13 protein-coding genes are annotated in these 13,249 nt (G+C 71.0%); 10 read left to right on the plus strand and 3 right to left on the minus strand.

Features of this window, described 5'->3' with window-relative positions; genetic code table 11:
* The first annotated feature begins 315 nt into the window (after nucleotides 1-315).
* A complete protein-coding gene (locus ACXJMZ_RS34115) occupies nucleotides 316-762 on the plus strand; it encodes an NUDIX hydrolase (RefSeq protein ID WP_457033898.1) in 447 nt (148 codons plus the stop codon).
* A 16-nt stretch (nucleotides 763-778) separates the two neighbouring features.
* On the opposite strand, the gene ACXJMZ_RS34120 is transcribed toward ACXJMZ_RS34115, so the two are convergent.
* From ACXJMZ_RS34120 to ACXJMZ_RS34130, 3 genes are all read right to left on the minus strand, one after another.
* Entirely contained in the window at nucleotides 779-1,294 is a 516-nt protein-coding gene (locus ACXJMZ_RS34120) for a GNAT family N-acetyltransferase (RefSeq protein ID WP_457033899.1), read from the minus strand.
* A gap of 47 nt (nucleotides 1,295-1,341) precedes the next feature.
* On the minus strand, nucleotides 1,342-1,869 hold the full coding sequence (locus tag ACXJMZ_RS34125; protein ID WP_457033924.1) for an HD domain-containing protein: 528 nt from the start codon (nucleotides 1,867-1,869) through the stop codon (nucleotides 1,342-1,344).
* Between the two features lie 69 nt (nucleotides 1,870-1,938).
* Nucleotides 1,939-3,075 carry a helix-turn-helix domain-containing protein gene (locus tag ACXJMZ_RS34130; protein WP_457033900.1) on the minus strand — a complete coding sequence of 379 codons (1,137 nt, stop codon included), beginning with the start codon at nucleotides 3,073-3,075 and terminating at the stop codon, nucleotides 1,939-1,941.
* A 165-nt stretch (nucleotides 3,076-3,240) separates the two neighbouring features.
* Here ACXJMZ_RS34130 and ACXJMZ_RS34135 point away from each other — a divergent pair, with 165 nt between their 5' ends.
* From ACXJMZ_RS34135 to ACXJMZ_RS34175, 9 genes are all read left to right on the plus strand, one after another.
* Nucleotides 3,241-3,696 carry an ATP-binding protein gene (locus ACXJMZ_RS34135; RefSeq protein ID WP_457033925.1) on the plus strand — a complete coding sequence of 152 codons (456 nt, stop codon included), beginning with the start codon at nucleotides 3,241-3,243 and terminating at the stop codon, nucleotides 3,694-3,696.
* Between the two features lie 661 nt (nucleotides 3,697-4,357).
* Complete coding sequence (gene fxlM / locus ACXJMZ_RS34140) at nucleotides 4,358-5,575, plus strand: methyltransferase, FxLD system (RefSeq protein WP_457033901.1); 1,218 nt, start codon at nucleotides 4,358-4,360, stop codon at nucleotides 5,573-5,575.
* Between the two features lie 47 nt (nucleotides 5,576-5,622).
* Nucleotides 5,623-5,787, plus strand: coding sequence for an FxLD family lanthipeptide (locus tag ACXJMZ_RS34145; RefSeq protein WP_457033902.1), 165 nt, complete (start codon nucleotides 5,623-5,625; stop codon nucleotides 5,785-5,787).
* Nucleotides 5,788-6,003: 216 nt separating this feature from the next.
* Complete coding sequence (locus ACXJMZ_RS34150; RefSeq protein ID WP_457033903.1) at nucleotides 6,004-6,168, plus strand: FxLD family lanthipeptide; 165 nt, start codon at nucleotides 6,004-6,006, stop codon at nucleotides 6,166-6,168.
* A 53-nt stretch (nucleotides 6,169-6,221) separates the two neighbouring features.
* Complete coding sequence (locus ACXJMZ_RS34155; protein WP_457033904.1) at nucleotides 6,222-9,116, plus strand: lantibiotic dehydratase; 2,895 nt, start codon at nucleotides 6,222-6,224, stop codon at nucleotides 9,114-9,116.
* Nucleotides 9,113-10,327, plus strand: a complete 1,215-nt coding sequence (locus ACXJMZ_RS34160; protein WP_457033905.1) for a lanthionine synthetase C family protein — start codon at nucleotides 9,113-9,115, stop codon at nucleotides 10,325-10,327. Before ACXJMZ_RS34155 ends, ACXJMZ_RS34160 begins: the two co-directional genes overlap by 4 nt.
* 10 nt (nucleotides 10,328-10,337) lie before the next feature.
* Entirely contained in the window at nucleotides 10,338-11,198 is an 861-nt protein-coding gene (locus ACXJMZ_RS34165; protein ID WP_457033906.1) for a thiopeptide-type bacteriocin biosynthesis protein, read from the plus strand.
* Nucleotides 11,195-12,307: a hypothetical protein gene (locus tag ACXJMZ_RS34170; RefSeq protein WP_457033907.1), complete on the plus strand. Its 1,113-nt coding sequence runs from the start codon at nucleotides 11,195-11,197 to the stop codon at nucleotides 12,305-12,307. Before ACXJMZ_RS34165 ends, ACXJMZ_RS34170 begins: the two co-directional genes overlap by 4 nt.
* 41 nt (nucleotides 12,308-12,348) lie before the next feature.
* Entirely contained in the window at nucleotides 12,349-13,005 is a 657-nt protein-coding gene (locus tag ACXJMZ_RS34175) for a LuxR C-terminal-related transcriptional regulator (protein WP_457033908.1), read from the plus strand.
* Nucleotides 13,006-13,249: the final 244 nt, after the last annotated feature.

Here is a 13,249-nt window from a genome sequence, read left to right on the forward strand (position 1 = left end):
AAGAGGCCGTCCGGGTCAAGGGCCGGCCGACGGCCGGTGGCGAAGCCACGCGACCAACGGGAGCGCCCTTGAGGCGGGCGGCCGGCTCCGGATACTGGGCCGCGAAGGGGGGCCGGGGGAACCGCGCAGCGGGGCGCCCGAACCAGAAAAACGTCGTGCCGAAGGCGCGACCATTCCTGGGCCGTACTCGATCGCGGACACCGCCCCCCGTTAGCCTGGCCGCATCGTTCATCACCGGCCAGTCGTTGCACGTTGACGGCGGCTGACTCCTCCACTGACCACCCGCCCAACGAACTCACAAGGGAGACCGAGCCCATGAAGGAGCGCGTCCGCGCCATCCTGATCACCCCGAACGGCACCACGCTCGTGATCAAGCGCGTCCGCCCCGGCATCGACCCGTACTGGGTGACCGTCGGAGGAGGCGTCGAGGACACCGACCCCGACCGCGAGGCCGCGCTGCTGCGCGAGATCCGCGAGGAGATCGCCGGCGAAGCCGAGATCGTTCGCCTGCTCCACGAGCTGGAGAACACCCAGGGCGAGCGGGAGTTCTTCTACCTCGCCCGCATCACCTCGTGGAACTTCGCCGACCGCAGCGGCCCGGAGTTCGAGCGCGACGACCGCGGCGAATACCGCCTCGAAGAGGTCTCGCTCACCGCCGAGACTGTCGGTGCCCTGAACCTGATGCCGCCGGAGATCAAGACTGTTCTGTGCGAGGCCATCGACCGCGGTGACCTGCTCACGTTGGAAAGAAGCTCAGCATGACCCCTTGAGGCCCGCGCTATCGCAGTCGGCGCACCATGACGGCGTAGAGCGGCGCATCTTCGAACGGTCGGTGCTCGCCAACCTTCTCGTACGCCCACCGCTCGTACATGGCCTGCACGCGTGGGTGGGTGACATCCACGTACAGCACGGCCAGACCCTCGGGCCGATCGGCCGGCAGAGCCTCGTGAGTCTGTTCGGCGATCCCCTGCTTCCGCCAGTCCGGACGTACCGCGACCTCGGACACGGCGAACGTGGACGTCTCGACCGGCTCTGGGGTGAGGTGGTGACGCCACCACTCTCGGCCGTCCTCCAGCGGGGCGCCGTACGAGAAGCCGATGGGCTCGGCGTCGTCGTAGGCCATGACGCAACGGTAACCGGGACGGCTGGTCCAGTGTTGGGCGAACCAGGGGAACCGCTGGACGAAGGGGACGTCCAGCACGTCGCGGTGGGCGTCTGCGTGCACTTCGAGCAGCGTCTGCTGGTGGTCCTGCGGCAGAGCTCCGGCCTGGAAGTGGCGGAGGGCTATCGTCACTGGGCATCTCCCTGGGCGCGGTTGGTGGCGGCGGGAGTTGATCGGTGTCAGCGGAGGTAGGTGCGCTGCCACTCCGCGATCGACATGGTCTGAGCGGCGTCCGCCAGGGCGATGGCTGAGGCTGTCTTGAGCTTCGCGCGCGTGCTGTCCACCCACTCCTGGGCGCCAGGGTATCCCTGCTGAAGATACTCCAACCCCTGGATCATGCACTCCAACTTGTCTGCATCATGGGCAACCTGGACTTCCAGGGAATCGCCGGTCTCGTAGTCATCAACAATCGCCTGGATGCCGTCCTTGATGGCCTGGTGACTGTTGGCCACCTGATCGGCCGTCACGGTCTCGTTCGAGGCGGCGGTGATGTAGCGACGTCCGATCCAGGGGATGTCGCCGACGCGGGTCTCCTGGGTGTCATGGAACGTGCAGAGCAGAGCGACCCGTGCCGGGTCCGCGCCTTCCAGCATGGCCAGCATGGACCCGATGATCGCGGTTCGCCATGAGTGCTCGGCGATGGTTTCCGGGTCCTTGACACCAGCGATCCACCAGCCAGTGCGCTTGGCGCGCTTCAAGGTCCCCATCTCGATGAGGTAGCTGACGGTGCCTTCGGCTTCCTGGCGGTCGTTCACGTTGTTCGTCCTTCCTGAAGATCAGGTGGTCATTCTCAGACCGTAGTGCACAGAGATCAGCTCCTGGCGTGCCTGTGTTGAGATTCCGTCGAAGTCCAACAGCGTGGCGATGCGCTCGCGCAAGGTTGCGCTTAGCGCAGTGTCTGAGGCGAGGAGTTGAGGACGGAGTGCCAGGAGGGCCCAGACCGAGTGAACGTTCAGGTCGATGGCACCGAGGCCCGGCTTCAGCCGTTCGGTCAGGCCGCGGAGCAGCGCCAGAGCATCCCAGGAGTACCCGGGCTTCGCCAGCATGAAGTGGTCATCAGCTTTGGGGAGGGTGTCGATGCCGAGCCAGTAGGCCCAGTAGTTGAGATTCGCTCCCTCGCCGACATCGTCCTGAAGACCGGTCTGCATGAATGAAGCCAGCGCGTCATTGTCTCCGTGCCGTGTAAGCGAGGTAGCCACTGAGCGTGCGTCAGCCCAGTCTGGTGACCATCCGTGTTGAGTGGTGCGTGACTGTTTGCGGCGTATGTCTGCGAGCCATGCGGCTGTGTCGGAGGCGGTGTCGTAGGAGCAGAGGTAGAGCGCCTGGCGGCGGAGCAGTGCGGCGTCGTCGCCGGCCGACTGGGCCACCTCGGCAGCCCGGCGCATCTGTTCAAAGAAGCCCTTGCGTTCGTCCAAGGGCAGGAGCGCGGATGTGGCCGCTGGGCCTCGTCGGGATCGCTTTTCCACAGGGGGAAGAGCGGCAGGTGAGGCGCCTGTCAACGCCCAGGCGAGCATGTGAGTAGTCCCCCTGGTGAGGACCCAGCTTGTCAGGGGATGGTCGTCGGCGTCCTGGATTGGGGGCCCGCTCAACACGAAGTTGACGATGCTGTCGGCGTCGAGTGCTTGGTCGAGAAGAGCAAGCAGCGCCGGGTCGCCGCCCAGGCGAAGCAGGTTGCGCTTGACTACCCGAAGCGCCCCAGTACGGGTGGAGTTCAGCGGGCGTCGTCCTGATTCCCACCCTTGGATGGTGGTCTTGTCGACTCGCAGGGTCTCAGCCATCTGCTCCTGGGACAGCTGGACGCGCTCGCGAATCTCCCTGAATAGCTGGCCCGAGATGGTGCCCTCACGGCGATCAGCACGAAGGCTGCTGCCAGTCAGTGTTTCGAGTCCGCGCGCCTCCCCTTCACCTGCCATGACGTACCAACCTCCCCGGGGATAGGTCGAGTTACTCGTACTGCTGGTCAGTCCCTTTGGCCTCGCACGAAGCGTAGCGTTCCGGTGTCAGAACGCACAGTGATCCTGAGGCTGTGGTCCGGTCCTTCGGAGCTGTTCGAAGCGGGTCTTCCTGTTCGCCGCACGATGAGTTCGAGACGGGGTGCTCCAGTGGATACAGCACAACGATCTACCGCTCTCCAGGTGTGGGAGAGCGAGTTTCCCGCATGTGCAAGTTCGGTTGGTCTCGCTCGCCGCTGGGTCCGGCTGGCGCTGGAGGGAAGTGGCTGGGCGCCGCTTCGCGCTGGTGACGTGGTGCTCATTTGTTCGGAGCTGGTGACCAACGTGCTCGATCACGCAAGCGACAGCGTTGGTCCGATTCCTCTTCGACTTCAAGAAGTTGACGGGGACTGCCGACTTGAGGTGACCGACGGCCGGGCGGACCTGCACCCGGTGGTCCGACCGTCCGGAGTGCGGGGTCACGGTCAGGGGCTCCGCCTGGTGGAGGAACTCGCGGACGACTGGGGCGTCATGACGCGGAAGGGGCAGAAGGTGGTGTGGGTGCGGGTGCTGCATGGCGACCGGTCGAGGGTGGCGGCGTGAGGGCGTTGGTGCGGAGCCTGTTCGGGCGGGGCAGCGGGCGACGCCGTCGAACGCAGGATTCGGCACGGCCGGCTGGGCGCTCCGAGAAGGTGTTCGCGAGGTCCCGAAGCGAAGAGAGCTACCGCGAGCCGCCGCTGGTCGTGATGCCGCGTTCCTTCTGGTCTACGGCGGTGGCCTACCCGGGTGGGGGCGGGCAGCCCATCGCGATCGGCAGCCATCCGACGGCAAGTCCCCAGCAGGCGCTGCGGTGGCTGGAGATGAGGCTCGGTCAGCTGCTGGAGCAGCTAGCCCCTGCTGAGTGCGGGCCTGGCAGGGCGTGGCTCAGGGACGAGCGGGCCAAGGAGTCGGCCCTGTCCGGGCTGTGTCTCGGGAACGGATACACCGTGACGGTTCGGGATGACGAGGGAGTGCTGTACGTCTTCTCCGCACTGCCGGGCGCCGGGGCGGAGCCGGTCGTCCCGGTGCCCGGCTGACTCCCCGCTGGGCAGCACTCAGATCTTCCCTGCCTGATGCGATTCTGCCGAGCTCGGCGCCGCCAGGCGGGGATGCCGGGGCCGCGCGCCKGCGGGAGGCAGCGCGGCCCCAACCCAGCCATGCGGCCGGGAAGTTGAACGAGCGCCACCAGACCGCGTGGCGGGCACCGACGACGAGGGAGAGCAACATGTCACTCCAGCAGAGCAGCAACGACGACGCCGAGGAGCTGAGGACGGCGATGGTCGCCAGGCTGCGGGCGGACGGCGTGATCCGAAGCGAGGCCGTGGCGCGGGCGATGTCGGAGGTGCCCCGGCACCTGTTCGCCCCGGAGTTCTCCCTCGCGGACGCCTACGACCCCTACCGGGCGCTGGTCACCCGGCGCGATGCCAACGGGCTCGCCACCAGCTCGGTGTCAGCGCCAAGCATCCAGGCGACCATGCTGGAGCAGGCCGACGTGCAGCCGGGCATGAGCGTGGAGGAGGTCGGCGGCGGCGGCTACAAGGCCGCGCTGATCGCCGAGCTGGTCGGCCGGCACGGCCGGGTCGTCACGGTGGACATCGACCCCTTCGTCACCGACCGCTCCGAGACCTTCCTCCAGAAGGCCGGGTACGGTCAGGTGAACGTCGTGTTGGCCGACGCCGAGGAGCCGCTGAAGGAGCATGGCCCGTTCGACCGGATCATGGTCACGGTCGGGGCCTGGGACCTGTCTCCTGCCTGGACCGACCAGCTCGCGGAGGGCGGTGTCATCGTCGTCCCACTGCGGATGCGGGGCATCACCCGCTCCCTCGCCCTGCGCCGGGTCGGCGACCACCTGGTCAGTGAGTCGGCTCAGCCGTGCGGGTTCGTCCGGATGCAGGGCGGCGGCGCGCACGACGAGCGCCTGGTGCTGCTGCGCGGGACCGAGGTCGGGCTGCGCTTCGACGAGGACCCGGTCCCCGACACCTCCGCGCTGGACGGTGTGCTGGAGCAGCCGAAGGTCGAGGTGTGGCTGTCGGTGACGGTCGGTCAGCAGGAGCCGCTCGACTCTCTGTTCCTGTGGCTGGCCACCTCGCTGCCCAGCTTCGGCCATCTGTCGGTCGACCCGGAGCAGGACACCAAGACTGTCACTCCGGCGAACCGAATGGCGTGCCCGGCGGTCGTGGAGGGCGCGAGCTTCGCCTACCTCTCCCTGCGCAAGGTGTCCGAGGAGCCGGCCCGTTACGAGGTCGGCGCGGCCGGGCACGGCCCGGCCGCCGGCCGCCTGACCGGGCTGATCGCCGATCAGGTGAAGACCTGGGACACCAAGTACCGCCACAGCGCGGACCCGGTCTTCACCGTTCACCCGGCGGGCACCCCCGACGACCGGATCCCGACCGGGCACGTCATCGACAAGCGGCACAGCCGCGTCACGATCTCCTGGCCGTAACCCGCGGCCGGGTTCCACCGCACCACCGACCTGGGAGGGAACGGGACATGACCCAGTCCGTCAACGCCGGTACCGAGATGACCGGCGAGTTCGACCTGGACCTGCGGATCACCGAGGGCACCGACAGCGTCGCCAACCTGCTGCGCAGCACCGACGACGGCTGCGACCCCACCTGCGGGGGCTCGTGCACCAGCAACGGCGGAATCGTCTGATCCACCAGATGACCAGCCGGGATGCGGCCGGGGAAGCGTGTGCTGAACGGTGACCCCGTAGAAGGAACACGCCTTCGCCAGCATCCCGGCCGGTGCCGGGCACCGGTGGCAGACCCCGGTGCGGCACTTCATCGAGCGGCACTGCCGCATCACGATCTCCTGGCCGCAATCGCCGGCCGGGTTCCACAGCACCACCGACCTGGGAGGGAACGGGACATGACCCAGTCCGTCAACGCCGGTACCGAGATGACCGGCGAGTTCGACCTGGACCTGCGGATCACCGAGGGCACCGACAGCGTCGCCAACCTGCTGCGCAACACCGACGACGGGTGTGGCTCCACCTGTGGCGGCGCCTGCACCAGCAACGGCGGCAACGTCTGATCCCGCGCAGTACCTGAGCAGTAGCTAGTGGCCCGGGGGGGTCGGCGATCGAGGTGGCCGCTGGCGCGCAGCTGACCGAGCGGGTGTCGGCGATCGTGGCGGGCGGTGTGATTTTGCCGGTGCGGCTGCGGCGGCTGGTGCTCTCCGTGATGCGCTACGCCCTTCGCGGCGGGCGGGCAACGCCGTTTGGCCTGTTCTCCGGCATCGGCGCGGTGCGGTTCGGCGACCGGTCCGAGGTGCCGGAGGGGGTGGAGCCGTTGGCGGTGGCGCGGGTGGACGCGGTGTGGCTGGACCAGGTGGTGCGCCGTCTGGAGGATCTGCTGGTGGAGCGGCTGCCGGTGGTGGCGAACAACCTCTGCGTCGTACGCGGTGGCCGGCTGGTGCTTCCCGTCCGTCCCGGCTTGGACGGGAGCCGCTCGGTGGAGGCTTCGGTCCGGCTGACCCGTGCGGTTGAGCTGGTGCTGGAGACCGTTGGGAAGGGGTGCGCGGTCGGGGAGTTGGCCGACCGACTTCTGGAGCGGTTCCCGCAGCAGAGCGCCGTCTCCGCCCGTCGGATGCTGACCACTCTGGTGGACAACGGGGTCCTGCTGAGCGCGCTGCGGGCGCCGATGACGGCAGTCGACCCATTGGAGCACCTGGTGGGCGTCTTGGAGGCGGTGCGGGCCGACGACTGTCCGGGGGCCGTGCCGGTGCTGGCCGACCTTAGGGCCGTTCAGCGGGATGTTCGGTGGCACAACGGGCAGGGCACCGCTGCCGCGCAGCGGGAGGCGCGCGGGGTGCTGGTGGCGCGGATGCGTGAGCTGGTGCCGGAAGCCGGCCAGGGCCTGATGGTGGATCTGCGCTGGCCTGGTGAGATCACCCTGCCGCAGGCGGTCCGGGAGCAGGCCGAGCGCGCCGCCGCGCTACTGACCCGGCTGAGCCCTCGCCCCGACGGCCACCCCGCCTGGGCGGACTACCACGGCCGGTTCGTGGACCACTACGGCCCGGGGGCCGTCGTTGCGGTCACCGACCTCCTCAACCCCGACACCGGTTTGGGCCTGCCCGCCCGCTACCGGGGCTCCCAACTCCCCGAGCCCGCCCGGCGGCTGTCCCGCCGTGACGAGCGACTGTTCGCCCTCGCCCAGCGGGCCGCCGTGGAGGGCACTGTCGAGGTGCTCCTGGACGACGACCTGCTCGACCACCTTGCCCCTGGCACCGAGTCGGGCCCGGTGCAGCCGAACGGCGAGCTGATCTTCCACTTGGCGGCCGGCAACCAGGCATTGCTCGACCAGGGGAGCTTCACCCTGACGGTGAGCGGCGCCCCCCGCGCCGCCGCGACCACCGCCGGCCGCTTCCTCTACCTCCTGGGTGAGGAGTGGACGAGCCAGGCGCAGACGGCTCCCACCCTGCGGGAGGGTGCCGTCGCGGTACAGGTCTCCACGCCGCCGCTGATCACCAAGGTCCAGAACGTCACCCGGGCACCTGGGCTGCTGCCGGTGCTCCACCTCGGTGAACACCCCGGCCTTGGAGCCGAACCGGGGGTGCGGCTGGAGGAGCTGGGGGTGTGCGCCGACGAGCGGCGGATGTGTCTGGTCCACCTCGCCGACGGCCAGCCGGTCGAGCCCCGGATGGTGAACGCGTTGGAATTCCGGTCCGTCACCGACCCCGTCGTCCGGTTCCTGTGCGAGATCACCAACGCTCTCACCCCGCAGTACACCGGCTTCGACTGGGGCGCGGCCGGCCGCCTGCCGTTCCTGCCCCGCCTGCGCCATGGCCGCACCGTCCTCGCCCCAGCACAGTGGCACCTGCCCGCCGCCGACCTGCCCGACCACAGTGCGACGTGGCCGCAGTGGGAGAGCGCCGCCCGCAAGTGGCTGCACACCTACCACGTTCCGCGGCATGTCCACCTGAGGCAGCGTGACCTCAAGCTCCCGCTGGACCTCGGGCAGCGGGCCCACCTGGCTCTGCTGCGCGATCACCTCCAGCACGAGCCGACCGCCGTCCTCAGCGAAGCCCCGGTGCCCGGCGCGAACGGCTGGATCGGCGGCCGGGCCCACGAGATCACCGTGCAGCTCAACAGCACCCTCCCGCAGCTGGCGGCCAAGCAGCGTCGCAGGCCCGTTCGCACGGTCCGCCCCGACGCCGGGCACCTGCCGGGCGCGTCCCCCTGGCTGTCCGCCCGCCTGTACGGCAATCCGGACCGCGCACAGGAGATCCTCCACGAGCACCTGCCCCGCCTGCTGGAACAGTGGGTGCATCCGCCCCAGTGGTGGTTCCTGCGGCACGTCGAGGGCGGCCACCACCTGCGGCTGCGTCTTCGTCTTCCGGAGGCCGCCGCCTTCACCCTGGCCGGTGAGCGGGTCGGCGAGTGGACCCGCCGACTGCGGGCGGAGGGCCTGGTCACCCGCCTGAACCTGGACACTTACCAGCCCGAGACGGGCCGGTACGGCCACGGCCCAGCTCTCGACCTCGCCGAGCAGGTGTTCGCCGCCGACTCCCGCACCGTCCTGCTCCAACTCGCCTACGCCCAGCAGACGGATACCGACGTGCGGGCGGTGGCCGGGGCAGGACTCTGCGCGTTGGCCACAGGTCTGCTCGACACCGGAGCCGGCCTGGACTGGCTGCTGTACCACGTTCCGCACCGGATCGGCGTCCGGGTAGAGCGTGGCCTCCACCAGAGGGCCGTCCGCCTCGGCGACGTGAGCAGCGGCTGGGCCGAACTGCGGGAATCGGCTGCCGGTCGCGACCTGCTGCGCGGCTGGGCCGCCCGCGCCTCGCTCCTCGCCGACTACCGCCACCAGCTGGAGCAGCAGGGCGAGTTGAAGGCAGGCGATGTCCTCGGGTCTCTGCTGCACCTGCACACCGTGCGGATGCTCGGTATCGACCCCGACAACGAGCGCCTGGTTCACCATCTCGCTCGCGCCGCCGCGTCCGCCGCCTGCGCCCGGCACCTGGCCGGTGCCCGGTGAACACCAGTCAGCGCCACCGCGCCCAGCGCCACCTCGGCACCCTCACCTCCGAGTTGGCCCTGCCACCGGCCGACCGCGGGGCCAGCTGGGGCCAGTCCCTGGCCCAGGGCTCGCCCGGCATCGCCCTGCTGCACATCGAACGGGCCGCCACCGGCCTCGGCGACTGGGACACCGTCCACACCTGGCTGCGGGCCTCGATGCGCTCGACCGTGCGCTCCGACACCGCCACCGGGCTGTTCTTCGGCGCGGGTGCCGTCGCGTTCGCCGTCCACACCGCCGCGACCCACGGCCCCGGCGCCTACACGCAGGCCCTGGCCACCCTGGACGCCACGATCGCGCAGAGCACCACCCGCCGGCTGGAGCAGGCCCACGCCCGTATCAAGCGGGGCGAGCGGCCGGCGTTCGCCGAGTTCGACCTGATCTACGGCCTGACCGGCACCGGTGCCCTGCTCCGCCAGCGCGACCCGAACGGCGCGCTGCTGCGTGACGTGCTGGCCTACCTGGTGCGCCTGACCGAGCCGCTGCCCGGCGGGGAGCCGGGTTGGTGGACCGACCTCGCCCCCTCCGGCGAACTCGACCCTCAGTTCCCGGGCGGGCACGGCAATTTCGGCATCGCCCACGGCATCACCGGCCCGCTCGCCCTCCTGGCGCTGGCCCTGCGCGACGGCATCGAGGTGTCCGGCCAGCGGGAGGCGATCGAGCGGATCACCGCCTGGCTGGACGACTGGGAGCAGGACGGCGGCCACGGCCCGTGGTGGCCCGACAAGGTCACCTCTGCCGAAGTCCGCCGCGGCCGGCCCGGACTGCTCCGCCCCGCGCGTCCGTCTTGGTGCTACGGCACTCCCGGCATCGCCCGCACCCAGCAGCTCGCCGCCCTCGCCACCGGCGACGGTGCCCGGCGGGAAAAGGCCGAGCTCGCGATGCTCGCCGCGCTGAGCGACCCGGGCCAGATCGGCCAGTTCGGTGATGCGTCGCTGTGCCACGGCACCACCGGCGCCCTCCTCACCGCCCACCGGGTCGCCGCCGATGCCGCGAGTGCGCACCGCGGCGCGGCGCTGCTGTTCGCCGCCGGGCGCCTGGCCGATCGCGAGTCCGCCCCCGACGAGGCCGGCCTGCTCGAAGGCTCCGCCGGGATCGCACTCGCCCTGCACACCGCCGCCCGCGAACAGCTCCCGGTCTCCGGCTGGGACGCCTGCCTCCTGCTGACCTGAGAGATGCGACATGACCTGCACCGACACGATCCGGACCGCGCTGCCGCAGGCACCGGCCGCCCCGCCCTGGCTCCAGCAGCACCTCCTGATCGCCGACCCGGCCGATGTGCTCGCCGAGCAGTTCGCCGCCGCCCGGCTCGGACCGGGCATGGCCGCCCTGGAAGCGGCCGGGGTGGTCACCTCCTGGAACTTCCTGCGCAAGGGCGACCGGTGGCGCCTGCGCTACCAGCCTCCCTCCGACCGGCACGCCGAGGCGGCGACCGCCCCCGTCACCACCCTGATCCGGGCCGGACTGGCCGCCCGCGTGCTGACCGGGTGGCGGCCGGTGATCTACGAGCCGGAAACCCACGCCTTCGGCGGCCCCCACGGCTTGGAGGTCGCCCACCGGCACTTCCACACCGACAGCCACCACACCCTCACCTACCTCCGCGCCGTCCACGACCGCGAACGCGACGACCAGCGGCGGGAGTTGGCTCTCCTGCTCGCCACCGCACTGATGCGCGGCGCGGGCCTGGACTGGTACGAACAGGGCGACGTCTGGGCAACCGTCGCCAACCACCGCACCCCCGCCAAGACGCCCACCGCCGCCCTGCGGGCCTCCGCACGGCGCCTCATCAGCGTCGACTCCAGGCCCGGCTCCCGGCTGATATCAGGCCAACTCGCCTACGCTGCACACTGGTTCGCCGACCACACGGCCGCCGGTGCGGGCCTCGCGGCCCTGGCCCTCGACGGGCAGCTGACGCGCGGACTGCGCGCGGTCACCTCTCACCTGCTGCTGTTCCACTTCAACCGGCTCGGCCTAAGCACGAACGAGCAGGCCCTGCTCGCCACCGCCGCCGCCGACACCATCCTCACCAAGGAGGACCGGTGACCACCACCACCGGCCCGCTCGCCGACGCTATCCGCCGCTTCCCCCTGGTCCCGCGCAAGCGTGCCCGCGCACTGCCTCTCGCGACGCGGGTCCGCGCGCTGGCCGACCTCGCCCACGAGGCCGACCAGAACAACGACCTGCACGCCGCCTCCACCGTCCACAACCGCGCCGCCCTGCTGGCCACCGACACCGGCCAGATCGCCGAGGCCCGCCAGCTGTGCCACGACCACGCCGCGCTCTACCTCGCGGCTCGCCCGCTGGCCATGCCCCACGCCACCGTCGTGCTGGAGCCGCTGGTCAACCTCGCCCACCTCAAGATCAGGTGCGACGAGCCCGACGCCGCCTTCGAGCTCCTCACCACCCTCGCCGACGCGGTCACCTCGCGCACCGACACCGTCCTCGACGGCTACCCGGTGGCGCTCGCCGCCCTGACCGCCACCGAGCTCGACCACCTGGAGTGCGTCGAGTGGATCGACAGCGTCCGCCTCCACGACGGAGCCCGGGCGCTGGTGCGCGCCGGACGGTGGAGCGAGGCCCACGCCCACCTGCGCCACGGTGACGGGATCGCCCGTCGCCTCCACGACGGGCGCCAGGTCGCGGTCATCGCCTCCGCCACCAGCGGCCGGGCTCCGGCCGCCCTGGACCTGCTCGCCCGGACCCCGCACGAACAGCCCTGGGAACACGCCGTCGGCGCGGCCCTGACCGTGCTGTGCCACCTGGCCGCCGGCCGCCCCGCCGCCGACGCGGGGGAAGCGATGCTGGAGCCCTTCGATCGGACCAACCGGGCGGAGGACCCGCTGACGGACACCCGCCTCGGCCTGGCCGTCACCGACCTCGCCGCCGCCACCGGCGACCACAAGCTCACCGACCGGGCCGCCCGCCTCACCGCCGAGCGCGCCACGCAGGACACGGACGCCTACACCGCCCGCGAGATCCTGCGCCACCCGCCGGTCCTCGCGCACCTGAGCCAGCTCCACCGTCACTCGCTGACCGAGACGGTCGAGCAGGCCGGGCTCGGCCGCCACGGGCTGACCGGCGAACAGCGCCGCCAGGTCACCGCCGCCTTGCGCCGCGCCACCGGCGTGATCATCCGCAACCTTCCCCGCTGACCCAACCCCCCTTCTTCAACACCCGCCTTCCGGAGACCCCGATGACCACCGACCCGCGCACCTTCCCTCACGCCACGACCGGCGGCCCAGCAGGTCCCGCCGACCCCGGACTCCGAGCGGCGGCAGCCGGTTTGACGCCGGGCGAGGTCGAGGTGCTGCGGCTGCTGGCGGGAGCTCTCACTGACAAGGCCGTGGCCGGTCGCCTGGCGATGACGGAGACGCAGGTGTCCGCCCACGCGCTGTCGGCGGAGAGGCGGCTGGGCTCCCCGGACCGGACCACCGCGATCCTGCGCGCGATCCACCTCGGGGTGATCCCAGCGGACGCGCTCCCGCCCGTCCGAGCGGACGGCCGGCGCCTGACCCGCCGCCAGAGGGACGTGCTCACCCTGATGGCAGCCGGGCTCACCTACCCGCAGATCGGCAACCGCCTGGGCATCGCCGAAGGGACCGTCCGCGGCTACGCCAGATCGGCCGTCTGGTGCGTGGGCGCGAGCACCCGACACGAGGGTCTCCTGCTGGCGGTCCGAAACCGACTGGTGACGACGGCCGATGCCTGGCCGCCCGGGACGCTGCTCAGCCAGTCGGGGGTGCAGCGGCGTGACCTGGCCGATAGAGCTCGACCTTCCGGCGCGGATGGTCATTCCCGGGATCGCCGCCTTCGCCCGCGCGGACCGCCCCGAGACGCCGCTGCCCAATGACGGCAACGAGTGGACCACCGGCCGGTGCTGGCTGTACTGCGGACGCGATCACGTGCCAGTGCTGTGGATCGGGCCGGTCACCGTCGCCTCCGCCACGGCACCGATGTTTGCCTGCGCGTCCTGCATCAGCCGCCTCAGCGACCTGCTCTGGGACGAGCTGCTGGTCGGGAGCGTCACCCCCATGCCCGCCGCCCCGGCCACGCCGGCCCTTGCAGAGGCGACCCTGTTCCACCGGGCCCCAGCC

Source organism: Kitasatospora sp. P5_F3, from assembly GCF_054049135.1.

Excerpts from the sequence above, each read along its gene's own strand:
- ACXJMZ_RS34115 (WP_457033898.1), top strand. The coding sequence starts at position 316 with ATGAAGGAGCGCGTCCGCGCCATCCTGATCACCCCGAACGGCACCACG.
- ACXJMZ_RS34125 (WP_457033924.1), bottom strand. The coding sequence starts at position 1,869 with ATGGGGACCTTGAAGCGCGCCAAGCGCACTGGCTGGTGGATCGCTGGT.
- ACXJMZ_RS34130 (WP_457033900.1), bottom strand. The coding sequence starts at position 3,075 with ATGGCAGGTGAAGGGGAGGCGCGCGGACTCGAAACACTGACTGGCAGC.
- ACXJMZ_RS34135 (WP_457033925.1), top strand. The coding sequence starts at position 3,241 with ATGAGTTCGAGACGGGGTGCTCCAGTGGATACAGCACAACGATCTACC.
- fxlM (WP_457033901.1), top strand. The coding sequence starts at position 4,358 with ATGTCACTCCAGCAGAGCAGCAACGACGACGCCGAGGAGCTGAGGACG.
- ACXJMZ_RS34145 (WP_457033902.1), top strand. The coding sequence starts at position 5,623 with ATGACCCAGTCCGTCAACGCCGGTACCGAGATGACCGGCGAGTTCGAC.
- ACXJMZ_RS34150 (WP_457033903.1), top strand. The coding sequence starts at position 6,004 with ATGACCCAGTCCGTCAACGCCGGTACCGAGATGACCGGCGAGTTCGAC.
- ACXJMZ_RS34165 (WP_457033906.1), top strand. The coding sequence starts at position 10,338 with ATGACCTGCACCGACACGATCCGGACCGCGCTGCCGCAGGCACCGGCC.
- ACXJMZ_RS34175 (WP_457033908.1), top strand. The coding sequence starts at position 12,349 with ATGACCACCGACCCGCGCACCTTCCCTCACGCCACGACCGGCGGCCCA.